Raw genomic sequence first — 15,137 nt, 5'->3', positions numbered from 1 at the left:
CTTACAATCTCACCTCGTCGTAAGCACGGCGATGCTCTCGGATGGAATGCAGGTTGTCATGGACCCAGAAGTTAAACCCCTCAAGGGCGCGCAAGGCTCCGATGCCTATATCGGTCAACTCATACTCTACCCGCGGTGGCACTTCCGGGAAATAATGGCGGGTAACCAGCCCATCGCGTTCAAGGTTGCGAAGTGTAAGTGTCAGCATGCGCTGCGTGATGCCGTCCACCTCCTTTTTGAGCTTTGAGAAGCGGAGCCGATTTTCCTCGGCGAGTGAAAGCCGCCAAAGGACTGGAATGGTCCACTTGTCGCTCAACAGGGCGCAGACACCGTTTGATGGAATGGGCGTGAACACCTGGCTGTCCTCAGATCTTTGTGGGGCCTCGGCATGTATTTGTTTATCCAAGGGTATCATCCTTGTGCCTGATGCTGAAAAATGTGCCGTCTTCCGGCAGGTTTATATTGGTATATATGGATAGCCCTTGTTCCATGCGAGGGTATCCAATGACTGATGACAAGAGACCCATTCTGGTTTTCGGCGGCACAGGCCGGCAGGGAGGGTCTGTCGCCAAAACCTTGCTGAAAGCGGGATGGCCCGTTCGCGCGCTTGTATTGGACGCCGCCGGGCCCACATCCCTGACGCTCCAGAATGCTGGCGCCGAGCTTTTTCAAGGCTCTTTCGAAGACAGGGACGTCATCCGCGCAGCCATGAAAGAGGCTTATGGCGTCTTCAGCGTATTGCCGGGGAACCTGACTACCGAGGATGAAGAGCGCCATGGGTTCGCGATCGCGGATATCGCAGCCGAGCGCGGTATCGAGCATTTCGTCTATTCTTCGGGTGCGAGCGCGGGGGATGAATTGACTGGTGTGCCGCGCTTCGACGCCAAGCCCCGCATCGAGGCGCATGTCCGCAACCTTTCCATCACGGCCACCATCATTCGGCCGATGATCTTCATAGAGATGCTGGTGCGGCCGGGCTTCGGCCTGGATCAGGGGCGGTTGGTGTCGCTTATCCGCCGGGATCAAGCGATTCACCTGACTGCCGTGGAAGATATCGGCAAATTTGCTGCGGCCGTATTTGCCGATAAGGTCCGTTTCGGCGGGAAGATCCTGAAGATTGCTAGCGACCGTGTGACAGGGCGCGAGCTGGAGGCGGCGTTTACTGAAGCTGCTGGTCGTCAGATCACCTATGAACGCTTTCCCGATGATGTTCTCTCATCAAATGCGGACCTCGCGCATATGGCAAAGAGCCTGGAAGACGGGCCGCTTTCGGAGAGGGTCGACCTCGATGCTATGCGTGAGATCAACCCGGAGCTACTGAGTCTGCGCACCTGGCTTGCGGGCAGCGGGCGTGCGGCGCTTGAGGAAGCCCTGGGAACAACGGGTCCCGTGAGATAACACCAGTATCGATCCTGAATTGAGCTGCGACATTGCTCGGGCATGACCCGTGCCAAGGCGTTACCCATCCTATTTACCGCCGATAGTCGCAGATCACCGCATCCACTTAGATACTTGTTGAATCGGCCTGATTTCAGGCTCTTTTAATCGACCCCGATGCGGGGACCGTCTGTCGCGCCCCGCCGGAATCGGGGCCGGCATGACTGCATACCACCAAAAACCGGAGGCAATCGCACGCGGCGCGCGGATGCTGCGCACGGCGCTCGGGCCTTCCATCGCCCGGTTTCTCGAAGACCCCGGCGTCATCGAGGTGATGCTGAACCCCGACGGTCGCATCTGGATCGACCGACTTTCCGATGGGCTGGCCGATACGGGCGAAACACTGTCCGCCGCCGATGGCGAACGGATCGTGCGGCTGGTCGCCCATCATGTCGGCGCGGAAGTTCACGCTCGCGCACCCCGCGTCTCGGCGGAGCTTCCCGAAACCGGCGAGCGGTTCGAGGGGCTTTTGCCGCCCGTCGTCGCCGCACCCGCCTTCGCCATTCGCAAGCCCGCCGTCGCGGTGTTCACTCTCGACGACTATGTGGCGAGCGGCATCATGTCCGCCGATCAGGCCGCGACTCTTCGCGAAGCCGTAGCCGCACGCGCCAACATCCTCGTCGCCGGCGGCACATCCACCGGCAAGACCACGCTGACCAATGCGTTGCTGGCGGAAGTCGCCAAGACTTCCGATCGCGTCGTCATCATTGAGGATACGCGCGAGTTGCAATGCGCCGCGCCGAACCTTGTCGCCATGCGGACGAAAGATGGCGTGGCGACGCTCTCCGATCTGGTCCGCTCATCGTTGCGGCTTCGCCCTGATCGCATCCCGGTCGGGGAGGTGCGTGGTTCCGAAGCGCTTGATCTGCTCAAGGCCTGGGGAACGGGACATCCCGGCGGCATCGGCACCATACATGCTGGTTCCGGCATCGGTGCGTTGCGCCGCCTCGAACAGCTTATCCAGGAAGCCGTCATCACCGTCCCGCGCGCGCTGATTGCCGAGACGATTGACCTTGTTGCTGTCCTTGCCGGGCGCGGATCGTCGCGCCGGTTGGTTGAACTCGCCCGCGTCGATGGGCTGGGGCCGGACGGCGACTACGCCATTACCCCCGCTACCACCTCGAAAGGAGATCCTTCATGATCCGCACGATTTCGCGCGGCTGCCGTATCATGGCAACCGCTGCCGCCACTGTTTCCATCAGCCTGATGCTGGCGCCCGCCGCACACGCCTCCGGCTCTTCCATGCCGTGGGAGGCGCCGCTTCAGTCGATCCTCCAGTCGATTGAGGGGCCGGTCGCCAAGATCATCGCGGTGATCGTCATCATCGCCACCGGTCTCGCGCTGGCCTTCGGTGATACATCGGGCGGTTTCCGCCGCCTGATCCAGATCGTCTTCGGTCTGTCTATCGCCTTCGCCGCCAGTTCGTTTTTCCTGTCGTTCTTCTCATTCGGCGGCGGGGCGCTCATCTGATGGCAGGCAGTTTTGAGCAACTTGATGCGGTGCCGGGATTTTCTGTCCCGGTTCATCGGGCGCTGACCGAGCACATCCTGGTCGGCGGCGCACCGCGCTCCATCGCCATTGTCAACGGCACGCTGGCCGGGGCCGTCGGCCTCGGCCTTCGTCTCTGGCTGGTTGGCATCGCCATCTGGGCGGTCGGACACTTCCTCGCGGTATGGGCAGCCAAACGCGATCCGCTCTTCGTCGAAGTCGGGCGCAGGCATCTGCGCATCCCCGGTTATCTGTCGGTGTGAGGGCGGAACCATGATGAACCTCACCGAATATCGCCGTACCGCAACCCGCCTCGCGGATTTCCTGCCATGGGCAGCCCTGGTCGGTCCCGGCATTGTGCTGAACAAAGATGGCAGCTTCCAGAGGACCGCGAAGTTTCGCGGGCCGGATCTGGATTCCGCCGTGGCAGCCGAACTGGTGGCGGTCGCGGGCCGGATCAACAACGCTGTGCGCCGTCTTGGCTCCGGCTGGTCGATCTTCGTCGAGGCACAACGCTCCGGGGCTGCGACCTATCCCGACAGCAAGTTTCCTGATGCAGCCTCGGCACTGGTCGATGCGGAGCGCAAGGCCGGGTTCGAGGAAGCTGGCACGCATTTCGTGTCCGGCTATTTCCTGACCTTACTCTGGCTGCCGCCCGCCGAGGACGCCGCCCGTGCCGAAACCTGGCTCTATGAAGGCCGTGAGCAATCCGGCGTCAATCCGCATGAACTGATGCGCGGCTTCATCGACCGCACGGACCGCGTGTTGGCGCTGCTCGACGGCTTCATGCCGGAATGCCGCTGGCTGGATGATGGTGGCACGCTGACCTATCTGCATTCCACCATCTCGACCAACCGGCATCGCGTGCGCGTACCTGAAGTACCCATGCACCTCGATGCGCTGCTGGCCGACCAGCCCCTGACCGGCGGACTGGAGCCGCGCTTGGGCGATCAGCATCTGCGCGTCCTGACCATCATCGGTTTCCCGACCGCGACCACGCCTGGCCTGCTCGACGAAATGAACCGGCTCGCGTTCCCTTATCGCTGGTCCACCCGCGCCATCCTGATGGACAAGACGGACGCAGTGAGGCTCCTCACCAAAATCCGCCGCCAGTGGTTCGCCAAGCGTAAGAGCATTGCCGCGATCCTCAAGGAGGTGATGACCAACGAACAATCGGCGCTGGTGGACACCGATGCGTCCAACAAGGCGCTCGATGCCGACATGGCCTTGCAGGAACTGGGCGCTGACGTCGCCGGCATGGCCTATGTCACAGCAACCGTCACGGTCTGGGACATTGATCCGCGGATTGCCGACGAGAAGCTGCGGCTGGTCGAGAAGATCATACAGGGCCGTGATTTCACGGCCATGCCCGAAACCGTCAACGCCGTCGATGCCTGGCTCGGCTCGATCCCCGGACATGTCTACGCCAATGTCCGGCAACCGCCGGTCTCGACGCTTAACCTTGCCCACATGATCCCGCTATCGGCCGTGTGGGCGGGCGCGGCGTGGAACGAACATCTCGGAGCGCCACCCTTGCTGTATGGCAAGACCGAAGGTTCGACGCCGTTCCGGCTTTCCCTTCATGTCGGCGATGTCGGCCATACCCTCGTCGTCGGCCCGACCGGCGCAGGCAAGTCCGTGCTGCTGGCGCTGATGGCGCTGCAATTCCGCCGCTATGAACGCAGCCAGATCTTCGCCTTCGATTTCGGGGGATCGATCCGGGCATCCGCGCTCGCCATGGGCGGCGACTGGCATGATCTTGGCGGCGGGTTGACCGAGGGATCGGAGGTTTCCGTCTCCCTGCAACCGCTCGCGCGAATTGATGACGCTTATGAGCGGTCATGGGCGGCTGACTGGATCGCCGCCATTCTGATGCGCGAGGGCATGACCATCACGCCGGAGGTGAAGGAGCATATCTGGACGGCGCTGACCTCGCTGGCATCTGCACCCGTTAGCGAGCGCACCATCACCGGTCTCGCGGTCCTCTTGCAATCCAATGATCTCAAGCAGGCGCTGCGGCCCTATTGCATCGGTGGCGCTTATGGCCGGTTGCTCGATGCGGAGACCGAACAACTCGGCTCAGCGGATGTGCAGGCGTTCGAGATCGAGGGACTGGTCGGAACTGGCGCGGCCCCGGCCGTGCTCGCCTATCTGTTCCACCGGATCGGCGACCGGCTCGACGGTCGGCCGACGCTGCTCATCATCGACGAAGGCTGGTTGGCGCTGGACGACGAGGGATTCGCCAACCAACTGCGCGAATGGCTGAAGACGCTCCGTAAGAAAAACGCTTCCGTCATCTTCGCCACACAGTCTCTCTCGGACATCGACGGTAGCAATATCGCGCCTGCCATCATCGAAAGCTGCCCGACACGGCTGCTGCTGCCGAACGAACGCGCGATTGAGCCGCAGATCACCGCGATCTATCGGCGGTTCGGCCTTAATGACCGGCAGATCGAGATATTGGCGCGGGCGACACCCAAGCGGGATTATTACTGCCAGTCGCGCCGCGGCAATCGCCTGTTTGAGCTGGGCCTGTCCGAAGTCGGCCTCGCGCTCTGCGCCGCATCATCCAAAACCGATCAGACCCGCATCGCCGATCTTTTCGCCGAGCATGGGCAGGAGGGCTTTCTCGCCGCCTGGTTGCGCGAGCGCGGCGTCGAATGGGCGGCGGAGCTGATCCCCGATCTCACCAATCTTGCCGAACGGCCCGAGCCCGCTCAGCCGGTCAGGCCAGATTCAATCCACCCCGACGACATCCAGGAAGAGGAGACCTTGCCATGATCCGTATCCCTATTGGCCGTTTTGCCAGTGCATCCATGCTGGCGTTGGCCCTCGCCATGCCGGTTGCATTGTCACCAATGCTGACAAGCCCGGCTCACGCTTTTGGCTTTGGTCGCATCGTCTATGACCCGACCAACTATGCGCAGAACCTGCTGACGGCCGCGCGCACGCTGGAGCAGATCAACCATCAGATCACCTCGCTTCAGAACGAAGCGCAGATGCTCATCAATCAGGCGAAGAACCTCGCCAGCCTGCCATATTCCTCGCTCCAGACCTTGCAGCAGAATGTGCAGCGCACTCAGCAGCTCCTCGCCCAGGCCCAGAACATCGCTTTCGACGTGCAGAACGTCGACCAGATGTTCCAACAGAAATACGGCAATGTCTCGCTGTCGGCCACCGACACCCAGCTTGTCGCCGACGCGCGGTCTCGCTGGCAGAACACGGTTGGTGGTTTGCAGGACGCCATGCGTGTGCAGGCCGGTGTTGTCGGCAATATCGATACCAACCGCGCCGAGATGTCCGCTCTGGTCGGGCAGAGCCAGAATGCCACCGGCGCCTTGCAGGCAACGCAGGCGGGCAATCAGCTCCTCGCTCTCCAGTCGCAGCAGCTTTCCGACCTGATCGCGCTGATGTCGGCCAATGGCCGCTCGGAAGCGCTGATCGAGGCCGAGCGTGCCACTGCCGCCGAACAGGGCCGCGTCCAGCGTGAACGCTTCCTGACGCCGGGATCAGGCTACCAGCCCGGCAATGCCCGGATGTTCGGCAACGGCAACAACTGACCGGACAGGAGGGGCGCGATATGGGCGGCAAGATACTGGCACGGCTGGGCGCGATCATATTCGTGGCTATCGCCATCACTGCCATGGTGATCGAAATGACCCGCGACGATGAACCGGTGCAGACTCGCTCGGCACCGTCACTTCAGCCCACTGCCGATCCGCTGCGCCAGAGCCTGCGCCATTGCCAACAGTTAGGCGAGGCCGCCGTGAACGATCCCGGATGCCTCGCCACCTGGGCCGAGAACCGCGATCGCTTTCTAGGCCGGACGCCGGTGCCCGCCGCCCCGCATCAGAACGGGGGAGAGTGAACCATGGGCGGCACCGGCGTTATCGATAATTTCCTCGGCGTATTCACCAGCTACATCGACAGCGGCTTTGGCCTGCTCGGCGGGGAAGTCGCCTTCATCGCCACCACGCTGATCGTCATTGACGTGACGCTGGCGGCACTGTTCTGGTCTTGGGGTGCGGATGACGACATCATCGCCCGGCTGGTCAAGAAGACGCTGTTCGTGGGCGTTTTCGCCTATCTGATCGGCAACTGGAACAATCTCGCACAGATCATCTTCGACAGCTTTGCCGGTCTGGGCCTGAAAGGGTCAGGCACCGGTTTCTCCGCCGCTGATCTGCTGCGCCCCGGCAAGGTCGCACAGACCGGCCTCGATGCCGGCCGCCCTCTGCTCGAATCCATCTCCGACATGATGGGCTACTGGTCCTTCTTCGAAAACTTCATCCAGATCGCCTGCCTGATGTTCGCCTGGGTGCTGGTGCTGCTCGCCTTCTTCATTCTTGCTGTGCAGCTCTTCGTCACCCTGATCGAATTCAAGCTGACTACGCTGGCTGGCTTCGTGCTGATCCCGTTCGGCCTCTTCGGCAAAACCGCCTTCATGGCAGAGCGGGTGCTGGGCAATGTCGTCTCAAGCGGTATCAAAGTTCTGGTGCTGGCCGTCATCATCGGCATCGGCTCGACGCTGTTTTCACAATTCACCGCCGGTTTCGGCGGCGTGACGCCGACCATCGACGATGCCATGGCAATCGTTCTTGCTGCACTATCCCTGCTTGGCCTGGGCATATTCGGTCCCGGTATTGCTTCGGGTCTGGTTTCCGGCGGCCCGCAGCTTGGTGCGGGTGCTGCCGTTGGAACCGGCCTTGCCGCAGGCGGCATGATGCTTGCCGGCGGTGCCGCCGCCGGCATGGCCGCAAAGGGAGGAGCAGCCGCGCGCTCCGGTGGAGCCGCTGCCGTCCGGGGTGGTGCAGCCGCCGCAGGTGCGGCGAGCGCTGCCTACAGCGTCGGTTCGCTTGGTCAGTCAGGCGCCGCAGGTTCCGCCTCTGGTCTGGGCGGCGTTGCCCGTGCCGCAGGTTCCGCAGCCGTCTCGCCGTTAAAGCGTGCCGCATCGAAAGCAGCAGAAAGTGTCAAAAGCAGCTTCTCCGATGGTGCCCGCGCCGGGCTCGGCGTCACCGGAGGATCGACGACGCAGGGAAGTATTGGCGGCGCGAGTGCCGCCGCATCCACAGCACCTGCTGCTCCGGCGGGAGGCCCGCCGGCATGGGCGCAGCAGATGCACCGCCGTCAGGCTCTCAATCACGGCACCACCATGGCCGCCCATGCCGTCCGCGCCGGCGACAGTCACGGCAGTGGCTCTTCCGTCAACATCTCCGAAAGTGATCGCTCATGAACATCTTCAGACGCCCGTCAACCCATTACGGCAAATCGCCTGAACCCGAGACCCCGTACCAGAAAGCCGCCCAGGCGTGGGACGAGCGCATCGGTTCGGCGCGTGTGCAGGCGAAGAACTGGCGCATCATGGCCTTCGGCTCACTGATCCTGTCAGCGGGCTTCGCCTCCGCCCTTGTCTGGCAATCGGCGCGCGGGACGGTCGTGCCTTGGGTGGTACAGGTCGACAATCTCGGGCAATCGCAAACCGTTGCCCCGGCTGTCGCCGACTATCGCCCGACCGATCCCCAGATCGCTTTTCATCTCGGCCGCTTCATCGAGCAGACGCGCTCGATCCCCGCCGACGCCATCATCGTGCGGCAAAACTGGCTCCGTGCCTACGAGTTCACGACGGACCGGGGTGCGGCAACGCTCAATGATTATGCCCGCGCCAACGATCCGTTCACAAAGGTTGGGCGCCAGCAGGTTGCTGTTGAGGTATCGTCGGTGATCCGCGCCTCAACTGACAGTTTTCGAGTCGCCTGGACGGAGCGCCATTACGAAAACGGCCAGCTCTCCAGCACCGAACGCTGGACCGCCATCCTGACCATCGTGATCCAGACGCCGCGCGACGCTGAACGGCTGCGCGCCAATCCGCTGGGTATCTATGTCAATGCCATCTCATGGTCGCGGGAGATGAGCCAATGACCCGCACGAATATCCGCACGGCCGCTTCTCCGGCTTTTTGCAAACCCGCGTTCGCTGCTTTGTTGTTGTCGGCGACCATGCTGGCCGGTTGCGCAACCAACCGCACGCCACAGTTCAGCTATGATACCGATGTGCCGGCGCTGCCTGTCGTGCCTGCCGCCGTCACCGATGACCGGCCCCGGCCGCTGCATACGCCGCCGACTTGGACCGTGGCGCGCGGCGGGACCGTCGCCACGACGCCGACCGGCCGCGTGGAGAATGCCAATGCCGCCGCCCGTGTCGAACCGCGCCGCGAGGGATATTACAACGCCATCCAGATTTATCCCTGGTCGGAAGGCGCACTCTATCAAGTCTACGCCGCGCCGGGCCAGATCACCAATATCGCGCTGGAGCCGGGCGAGAGCCTGACGGGCGCTGGACCGATTGCCGCTGGCGATACCGCCCGCTGGACCATCGGGGACACCGAGAGCGGATCGGGAACAACACGCCGCGTCCACATTCTGGTCAAGCCGACCCGGCCCGATATCTCGACCAATCTCGTGGTGACGACCGACCGGCGCACCTACATGATCGAATTGCGGGCCCGTGAGGCGCTCTACATGCCGTCTGTGTCCTGGTCCTATCCTGCGCCGCCTGCCGGTCAACGCCAGACCGTTCCCGCCGCGCCGATCATTCCGGCCGAGGCCGCACGCAACTATCGCTATGGCCTGACGGGCGACACCCCACCATGGCGCCCCATTTCCATCTTCGATGATGGCCGCCGCGTCTATGTCGTTTTCCCGCGTGGGATCGTGCAAGGCGAGATGCCACCGATCTTCGTGCTTGGCTCCGATGGTGAGCCGCAGATCGTCAACAGCCGCATCCACCAGAATATCCTCATCGTGGATCGCCTATTCGGCGCGGCCGAACTGCGTCTCGGCAGTGGTGACCGACAGCAGACGGTCAGAATTATCCGCACAGAGCAACGGCAGGCGGCCCAGTCCACGCAAATCGGGGAGAATCCGTCATGAGTGAAGAGGCAACCACTACCGCAGCACCGATGCGACTGCGCGCCGAACCGCCCCGCGTCACCCGTCTCTCGCGCAAGATGCTGGCCGGTGCTGGTGCTGTCGCGCTGCTCGGTATTGGCGGCGCATTGATCTACGCACTCCAGACCCGCGACATGAGCGGAAATGCCGAAGAACTCTATTCAACCGAGAACCGCCCTACAGCGGACGGGCTGGCCGGTCTGCCGCGCGATTACACCGGCCCGGTTCTGGGGCCAGCTTTGCCAGGCGACCTCGGCGGGCCGATCCTCGACGCTCAGAACAGGGGGCAACCCGTTATGCCGCCCGCTATGGCAACACCGGCCCGTGATCCCGCCGAGGAGCGCCGTTTGGCCGAGGAAGAAGCAGCACGTCTCAGCACCGTGTTTTTTCAGTCGGACCAAAGGACGACGACGACACCTGGCTCCAACTTGCCGGGCCTTTCTGGCCTTGACCTTGGCGGTCAGCCTGCCACGCAGGACCGACACACGGCATTTCTGAATGGTCCGGCAGATCGCCAGACCGTTGCCACGGATCGGATCATGGCGCCCGCATCGCCTTACATTCTCCAGGCTGGAGCCGTGATTCCGGCGGCGATGATTACCGGAATTCGTTCCGATCTGCCGGGCCAGATCACCGCACAGGTAACAGAAAACGTCTATGACAGCCCGACCGGCGCGCTGCTCTTGATCCCGCAGGGAACGCGCATCATCGGCCAGTACGACGCCGGTGTGACCTTCGGCCAGCGCCGCGTCCTGCTCGTCTGGAATCGTCTGATCCTGCCCAATGGCCGCTCCATCGTGCTGGAGCGACAGCCTGGCGCGGACGCTTCCGGCTATGCCGGACTTGAGGATGGCGTCGATTATCACTGGTGGGATTTGATGAAGGCCGCAGGCCTGTCCACGCTGCTCGGCATTGGCACAGAGCTTGCAGCCGATGACGAAGACCGCCTGATCCGCGCCATCCGCGATGGGGCGCAGGACACTATCAATCAGGCCGGACAGCAGATCGTCCAGCGCCAGTTGCAGGTCGCGCCGACGCTGACCATCCGGCCCGGTTATCCCGTCAGGGTCATCGTCACCCGCGACCTCGTGCTCGAACCTTACAGGAATTGACCATGGCAAAGCTGAAACTTGGACCGCTCACCAAGGACAAGCCCGTGAAAGTGACGGTGGAACTGCCCGGGCAACTGCACCGTGATCTCACCGCTTATGCAGAGGTTCTGGCCCGCGAAAGTGGTGAGCCCGCAGTTGATCCCGTCAGACTCATCGTGCCGATGTTGGAGCGTTTCATTGCTACAGATCGCGGGTTCGCAAAGGCGCGGCGGCAAGGGTAGACCGTCAGTGACCGACATGCAGTATAGGGTATTTCGGCTCTTAGCCGACATTCGCATTGTACCTGAAGCTGCATCAGGTGCACCGCAGCGCGTAGGTGATGGCACGCGTTCGACTTCATGATCTTCATCAAAGCCTTCTCACGTTCTGCGTGAAAAGAAAGCTTCCCAGTCGCGTCCTTTCGAAGTAGTTTCAAATTCACCTAGGCTATTTTGACAATAATGTTAGAAGAATGATCTCTAGATTGTTGAAAGATTGCGAGAAAGCCGCTTGATCGACGAAAATTACCTTGAGGAGATCAAGCCAAAGCCCCCAACGCACTCGGTATCACCGGAGCATGTGGTAAGCGGTGTGCCGATCCCCAAGGTCATGCGCATCCGCATCTTTAGTCCCGACGATTGGGAATACTTCATCGAAGAATGGTCAACGAGCCTGACAAGCTCATACATCAAGGTCAGACGGTTCGGTGGATCAGGTGATCTGGGAGTCGACATCGCCGGGTTCACGTCCGATGATGGTTTTCGTGACGTATGGGACAACTATCAATGCAAGCGATATGACCACCCTCTGCGACCAAGTGATATCTGGGTCGAGATAGGGAAAATCGTCTACTACTCGTTCAAAGGCGAATACCTTCCGCCGAGGAAGCACTTTTTCGTGGCCTCGCAGGGTATCGGTACGTCGCTCGAACAACTTCTCAACAAGCCAGATACGCTTAAAGCTAAAGCACGGGAGCACTGGGAAAAGCACTGCGCGAAGGGGATTACCTCGACCGAAGAGATTCCCCTGACCGGCGCTCTTGGAGCTTACTTCGACACCTTTGAATTCAGCATCTTTTCTTCAAAGTCACATGTCGAGTTGATCGAAGGCCACAGCACCACTGGCTATCATGCCATCCGGTTTGGTGGAGGGTTGCCGCCGCGTCCGGACCCCGACAAACCGCCGGAGACCCCTGCGGAAACAGAAAGCCGCTATATCAGACAACTCCTTGACGCCTACGGCGACCAGTTGGGGACGCCCATGAACGACCCGGTTGCACTTGACGCCTATGCTCCGATAAAGCGCGACTTTCTTAGGCAACGAGAGCGCTTCTACCACGCCGAGTCGCTGCGCAATTTCGCGCGTGACACAGTGCCGCAGGGGACGTTCGCAGCGCTACAAGATGAGGTTTGTCACGGGGTTATCGATATCTGCGAGGGGCATCATCCAGACGGGTTCGAGAGGATGCGCGCAACGCTGATACAGGCTGCAGCGCTCTCGATCACAGCAAACTCACTCTCGTCAGTGACCAAAAAGCAAGACTGCCAGGGGATTTGTCATCAGTTAGCCAACGACGACCGACTGACATGGATGCCGGACGATGGATAGCGATCACAAACCTACACCATTCAATAGCCCGCTGGAGACCGGTGTGCGATCGCTGGCCATCCTGCATGCCGCCTTTCCCGCGGCGTTCGATCTTCAGCGCTTGGTTGAGATGGACTATCTAGTGGTGCATTCGGGAGACGCCGGAGGTCCGGAAAGCCTGCACGCTCCGTCGCCGCTTCGTGCCGGGGAATTGCTCGTTCGCCGAGGTCTGATTGAGAAGGGCTTGATTTTGATGATGAGCCGAGGCCTCGTTCGAAGGTTGCCTGCACAGGAAGGGTTCACCTACATCGCAGATGAGGCCGCCGCTCCGTTCATCGCCTCTCTGAGCGACGAATATTCTGTAAATCTGAAAATGCGCGCTGTATGGGCCGTGGAATGCTTCGTCGACATGTCGACGGATGAGGTGCGCCAATTTACACATCAGTTCTTCGCGCGCTGGTCTAGCCAGTTCCAGTCCGCCCAGCAACTAGGAGATGGCGCGTGAGCGATAGCTATCTCCAGCTTCGAAGTATTTGCTTCCGCGGTCCAAAGGCCGAGGCGAAGCTTGATTTCCGCTCAGGCGTGAATGTGATTTGCGGTGCCTCTGATACCGGAAAATCGTTTCTGGCCGACTCGATTGACTTCATGTTGGGCGGTTCTTCACTAAAGGAGATCCCGGAAAGGGTAAAGTATGATCAACTCAGCCTTTGTCTGGCGGCAATCGGGCACGAAGACTTCAAGCTGCAACGCTCGATGTCGGGCGGAAATTTTCGGCTGTTTGATCTGAGAGAAGACGGTGACTTCGAGCTCACAACGCTTAAACAGAACCACGCGCATGATAAAACGGACAACCTGTCAGGATATCTCCTCGATAAAATCGGACTCTTGGGGAAGCGTATCCTCAAAAGCAAGGCCAAGGGTACAACCCAGAGTCTGAGCTTCAGAAATCTTGCGCGGCTCGTTATTGTACAGGAAGGTGAAATCCAGCGGACTGGATCGCCCTTCTGGAGCGGCCAATTCACGACCAAAACTTCCGAGATCGCCACTGTCAAACTGCTGCTGACCGGAGTCGACGACTCCTCGGTTGTGCCCGACGCCGATCAGTCTCCCGACAACACCCGCCAAATCGCACTTATCGACGAGCTTCTTTCTGACCTACAGACAGAGATTGAGGACCTTGGCGAAGATCGGGAAGAGCTGGAAGAACAGCTCCAAAGATTGGAAGGGTCAATTGAAACCCGACGCGAGGAACTTTCTGCTTCCCAGAAGAACCTTGACGAGCTTATGGGCAAGCGCCGGAAGCTATTCGAGCAGAAGCAGGAAACCTCGGACAGGCTCGATGAGATCAGTGATATTCTCGCCCGCTTCCGGTTGCTTTCGGACCATTACGACGTCGATCTCAAGAGGCTCACCTCAATTCAAGAAAGCGGCTCCATGTTTACCCACGTGGAGCGGGTGGCCTGTCCGCTTTGCGGTGCAAACCCGGATGCGCAGCACCTTGACGAGACGTGCGACGGTGACGTCGAGGCCATCGTCGCGGCGGCAACAGCTGAAATCAAAAAAATACTGCGCCTTCAGGCGGAACTCGGCTCGACTGTCTCGGATTTGACGGCAGAGTCCAAAGAACTATCTGAGGCTTTGAAGGGCGTCGAAGCCGAGTACAACGCGTTGAATGGAGAGATTCAGGAGTCCGTTGGGCCTGACGTCACTGAAGTTCGGGCTTCTTTTTCAGCACTCGTCGAGGAACGCTCTAGTGCCCAAAAGGCCGCTGATTTATTCGCGAGACACGACAAGCTCGTCGTCAGAAAGACCGGCTTGCTGGAAGACGACACCCCTGAATCCACAGGTTCGGAAGTGACGACCGGCATACCAGAATCAGTTGCACACGCGTTCTCTTCAAAGGTTTCCGAGATATTGAAGGCCTGGCATTTCCCCGGCGAATGTCATGTGTACTACGATAAAGAATCGTCCGACTTCGTTATCGACGGAAAACCAAGGTCGAGTCGCGGTAAAGGCCTTCGTGCCATCACCCATGCTGCAGTAAATATCGCCTTGCTTGAGTACTGCCAGTCGAACGGCCTATCTCACCCCGGCTTCGTCGTTCTCGACTCTCCGTTGCTTGCCTATTTTAAACCCGAAGGTGATGAAGAGATCGCGTTGAGAGGTACGGACCTGAAAGAGCGCTTTTATGATTATCTCATCGGTCACCACGGTCAGGATAGCCAAGTCATCATCATTGAAAACCAGCATCCGCCCGATCGCATTAAGGAGCAGGTGGCTTTGACCGTGTTTACAGGCAATCCTAGCGCCGGTCGTCACGGCCTTCTCTAGGGGCTTCCATGAAAAAGAGACTGAACGAAAAGGCATTGAAACGTGGGGATGTGATCCTGACGACTAGCGACGCGGGAATCAGTAAATTTATCCGCGCCACCACTATCAGCCCGATTTCACACGCCATGCTGTATGTCGACAACTGCTCAGTCATCGATGCGACGGGAGATGGGTATCTATCCGAGCAGGGCCGCCTTGTTTTGACGGCATGACGTGAAGATTGTGTCCTTGAATTTCATAAGAGACACAAGGAGCG

Annotated in this window: 17 protein-coding genes; 16 read left to right on the top strand and 1 reads right to left on the bottom strand. The window is 60.5% G+C overall.

The genetic code is table 11. From position 1 onward, the window contains the following. Window position 1: 1 nt before the first annotated feature. A complete protein-coding gene (locus tag FHW03_RS22590) occupies window positions 2-415 on the bottom strand; it encodes a helix-turn-helix domain-containing protein (RefSeq protein ID WP_182522685.1) in 414 nt (137 codons plus the stop codon). Window positions 416-504: 89 nt separating this feature from the next. Between FHW03_RS22590 and FHW03_RS22585 the strand changes: the two genes are divergently transcribed. The 16 genes from FHW03_RS22585 to FHW03_RS22510 all read left to right on the top strand — a co-directional run bounded on the left by FHW03_RS22585 (window position 505) and on the right by FHW03_RS22510 (window position 15,093). Next, entirely contained in the window at window positions 505-1,398 is an 894-nt protein-coding gene (locus tag FHW03_RS22585) for an NmrA/HSCARG family protein (RefSeq protein ID WP_182522684.1), read from the top strand. 199 nt (window positions 1,399-1,597) lie between these two features. Continuing rightward, window positions 1,598-2,578, top strand: coding sequence for a P-type conjugative transfer ATPase TrbB (gene trbB, locus FHW03_RS22580; RefSeq protein WP_182522683.1), 981 nt, complete (start codon window positions 1,598-1,600; stop codon window positions 2,576-2,578). Further along, window positions 2,575-2,907, top strand: coding sequence for a TrbC/VirB2 family protein (locus FHW03_RS22575; protein ID WP_009450539.1), 333 nt, complete (start codon window positions 2,575-2,577; stop codon window positions 2,905-2,907). Before trbB ends, FHW03_RS22575 begins: the two co-directional genes overlap by 4 nt. Continuing rightward, window positions 2,907-3,188 (top strand): VirB3 family type IV secretion system protein, encoded by a 282-nt coding sequence (locus FHW03_RS22570; protein ID WP_182522682.1) that lies wholly within the window; start codon window positions 2,907-2,909, stop codon window positions 3,186-3,188. The genes FHW03_RS22575 and FHW03_RS22570 overlap by 1 nt, the downstream gene beginning before the upstream one ends. 10 nt (window positions 3,189-3,198) lie before the next feature. Then, complete coding sequence (trbE, locus tag FHW03_RS22565; RefSeq protein ID WP_182522729.1) at window positions 3,199-5,706, top strand: conjugal transfer protein TrbE; 2,508 nt, start codon at window positions 3,199-3,201, stop codon at window positions 5,704-5,706. After that, window positions 5,703-6,485, top strand: a complete 783-nt coding sequence (trbJ, locus tag FHW03_RS22560) for a P-type conjugative transfer protein TrbJ (protein WP_182522681.1) — start codon at window positions 5,703-5,705, stop codon at window positions 6,483-6,485. The genes trbE and trbJ overlap by 4 nt, the downstream gene beginning before the upstream one ends. A gap of 20 nt (window positions 6,486-6,505) precedes the next feature. Then, window positions 6,506-6,793: a putative entry exclusion protein TrbK-alt gene (gene trbK-alt / locus FHW03_RS22555; RefSeq protein WP_182522680.1), complete on the top strand. Its 288-nt coding sequence runs from the start codon at window positions 6,506-6,508 to the stop codon at window positions 6,791-6,793. 3 nt (window positions 6,794-6,796) lie between these two features. Beyond that, a complete protein-coding gene (gene trbL, locus FHW03_RS22550) occupies window positions 6,797-8,158 on the top strand; it encodes a P-type conjugative transfer protein TrbL (protein WP_182522679.1) in 1,362 nt (453 codons plus the stop codon). Next, the gene (trbF, locus tag FHW03_RS22545; protein ID WP_182522678.1) at window positions 8,155-8,844 is read left to right on the top strand and encodes a conjugal transfer protein TrbF; all 690 of its coding nucleotides are present in this window, start codon (window positions 8,155-8,157) and stop codon (window positions 8,842-8,844) included. The genes trbL and trbF overlap by 4 nt, the downstream gene beginning before the upstream one ends. Beyond that, a complete protein-coding gene (trbG, locus tag FHW03_RS22540; protein WP_182522677.1) occupies window positions 8,841-9,854 on the top strand; it encodes a P-type conjugative transfer protein TrbG in 1,014 nt (337 codons plus the stop codon). The genes trbF and trbG overlap by 4 nt, the downstream gene beginning before the upstream one ends. Next, on the top strand, window positions 9,851-10,984 hold the full coding sequence (locus FHW03_RS22535; protein WP_182522676.1) for a TrbI/VirB10 family protein: 1,134 nt from the start codon (window positions 9,851-9,853) through the stop codon (window positions 10,982-10,984). The genes trbG and FHW03_RS22535 overlap by 4 nt, the downstream gene beginning before the upstream one ends. Before the next feature lie 2 nt (window positions 10,985-10,986). Next, window positions 10,987-11,205, top strand: coding sequence for a DUF2274 domain-containing protein (locus tag FHW03_RS22530; protein ID WP_182522675.1), 219 nt, complete (start codon window positions 10,987-10,989; stop codon window positions 11,203-11,205). A gap of 268 nt (window positions 11,206-11,473) precedes the next feature. After that, a complete protein-coding gene (locus FHW03_RS22525; RefSeq protein ID WP_182522674.1) occupies window positions 11,474-12,571 on the top strand; it encodes an ABC-three component system protein in 1,098 nt (365 codons plus the stop codon). Then, window positions 12,564-13,055: an ABC-three component system middle component 2 gene (locus FHW03_RS22520; protein ID WP_182522673.1), complete on the top strand. Its 492-nt coding sequence runs from the start codon at window positions 12,564-12,566 to the stop codon at window positions 13,053-13,055. The genes FHW03_RS22525 and FHW03_RS22520 overlap by 8 nt, the downstream gene beginning before the upstream one ends. Next, the gene (locus FHW03_RS22515) at window positions 13,052-14,881 is read left to right on the top strand and encodes an AAA family ATPase (protein WP_182522672.1); all 1,830 of its coding nucleotides are present in this window, start codon (window positions 13,052-13,054) and stop codon (window positions 14,879-14,881) included. Before FHW03_RS22520 ends, FHW03_RS22515 begins: the two co-directional genes overlap by 4 nt. Window positions 14,882-14,889: 8 nt before the next feature. Beyond that, the gene (locus tag FHW03_RS22510; RefSeq protein WP_182522671.1) at window positions 14,890-15,093 is read left to right on the top strand and encodes a hypothetical protein; all 204 of its coding nucleotides are present in this window, start codon (window positions 14,890-14,892) and stop codon (window positions 15,091-15,093) included. Window positions 15,094-15,137: the final 44 nt, after the last annotated feature.

The organism is Ochrobactrum sp. RH2CCR150 (assembly GCA_014138095.1).
GTDB classification, from domain to species: Bacteria; Pseudomonadota; Alphaproteobacteria; order Rhizobiales; family Rhizobiaceae; genus Brucella; species Brucella gambitense.
The sequence above is the reverse complement of the archived record's forward strand: the minus strand, read 5'-3'. Positions and strand labels throughout refer to the sequence as shown.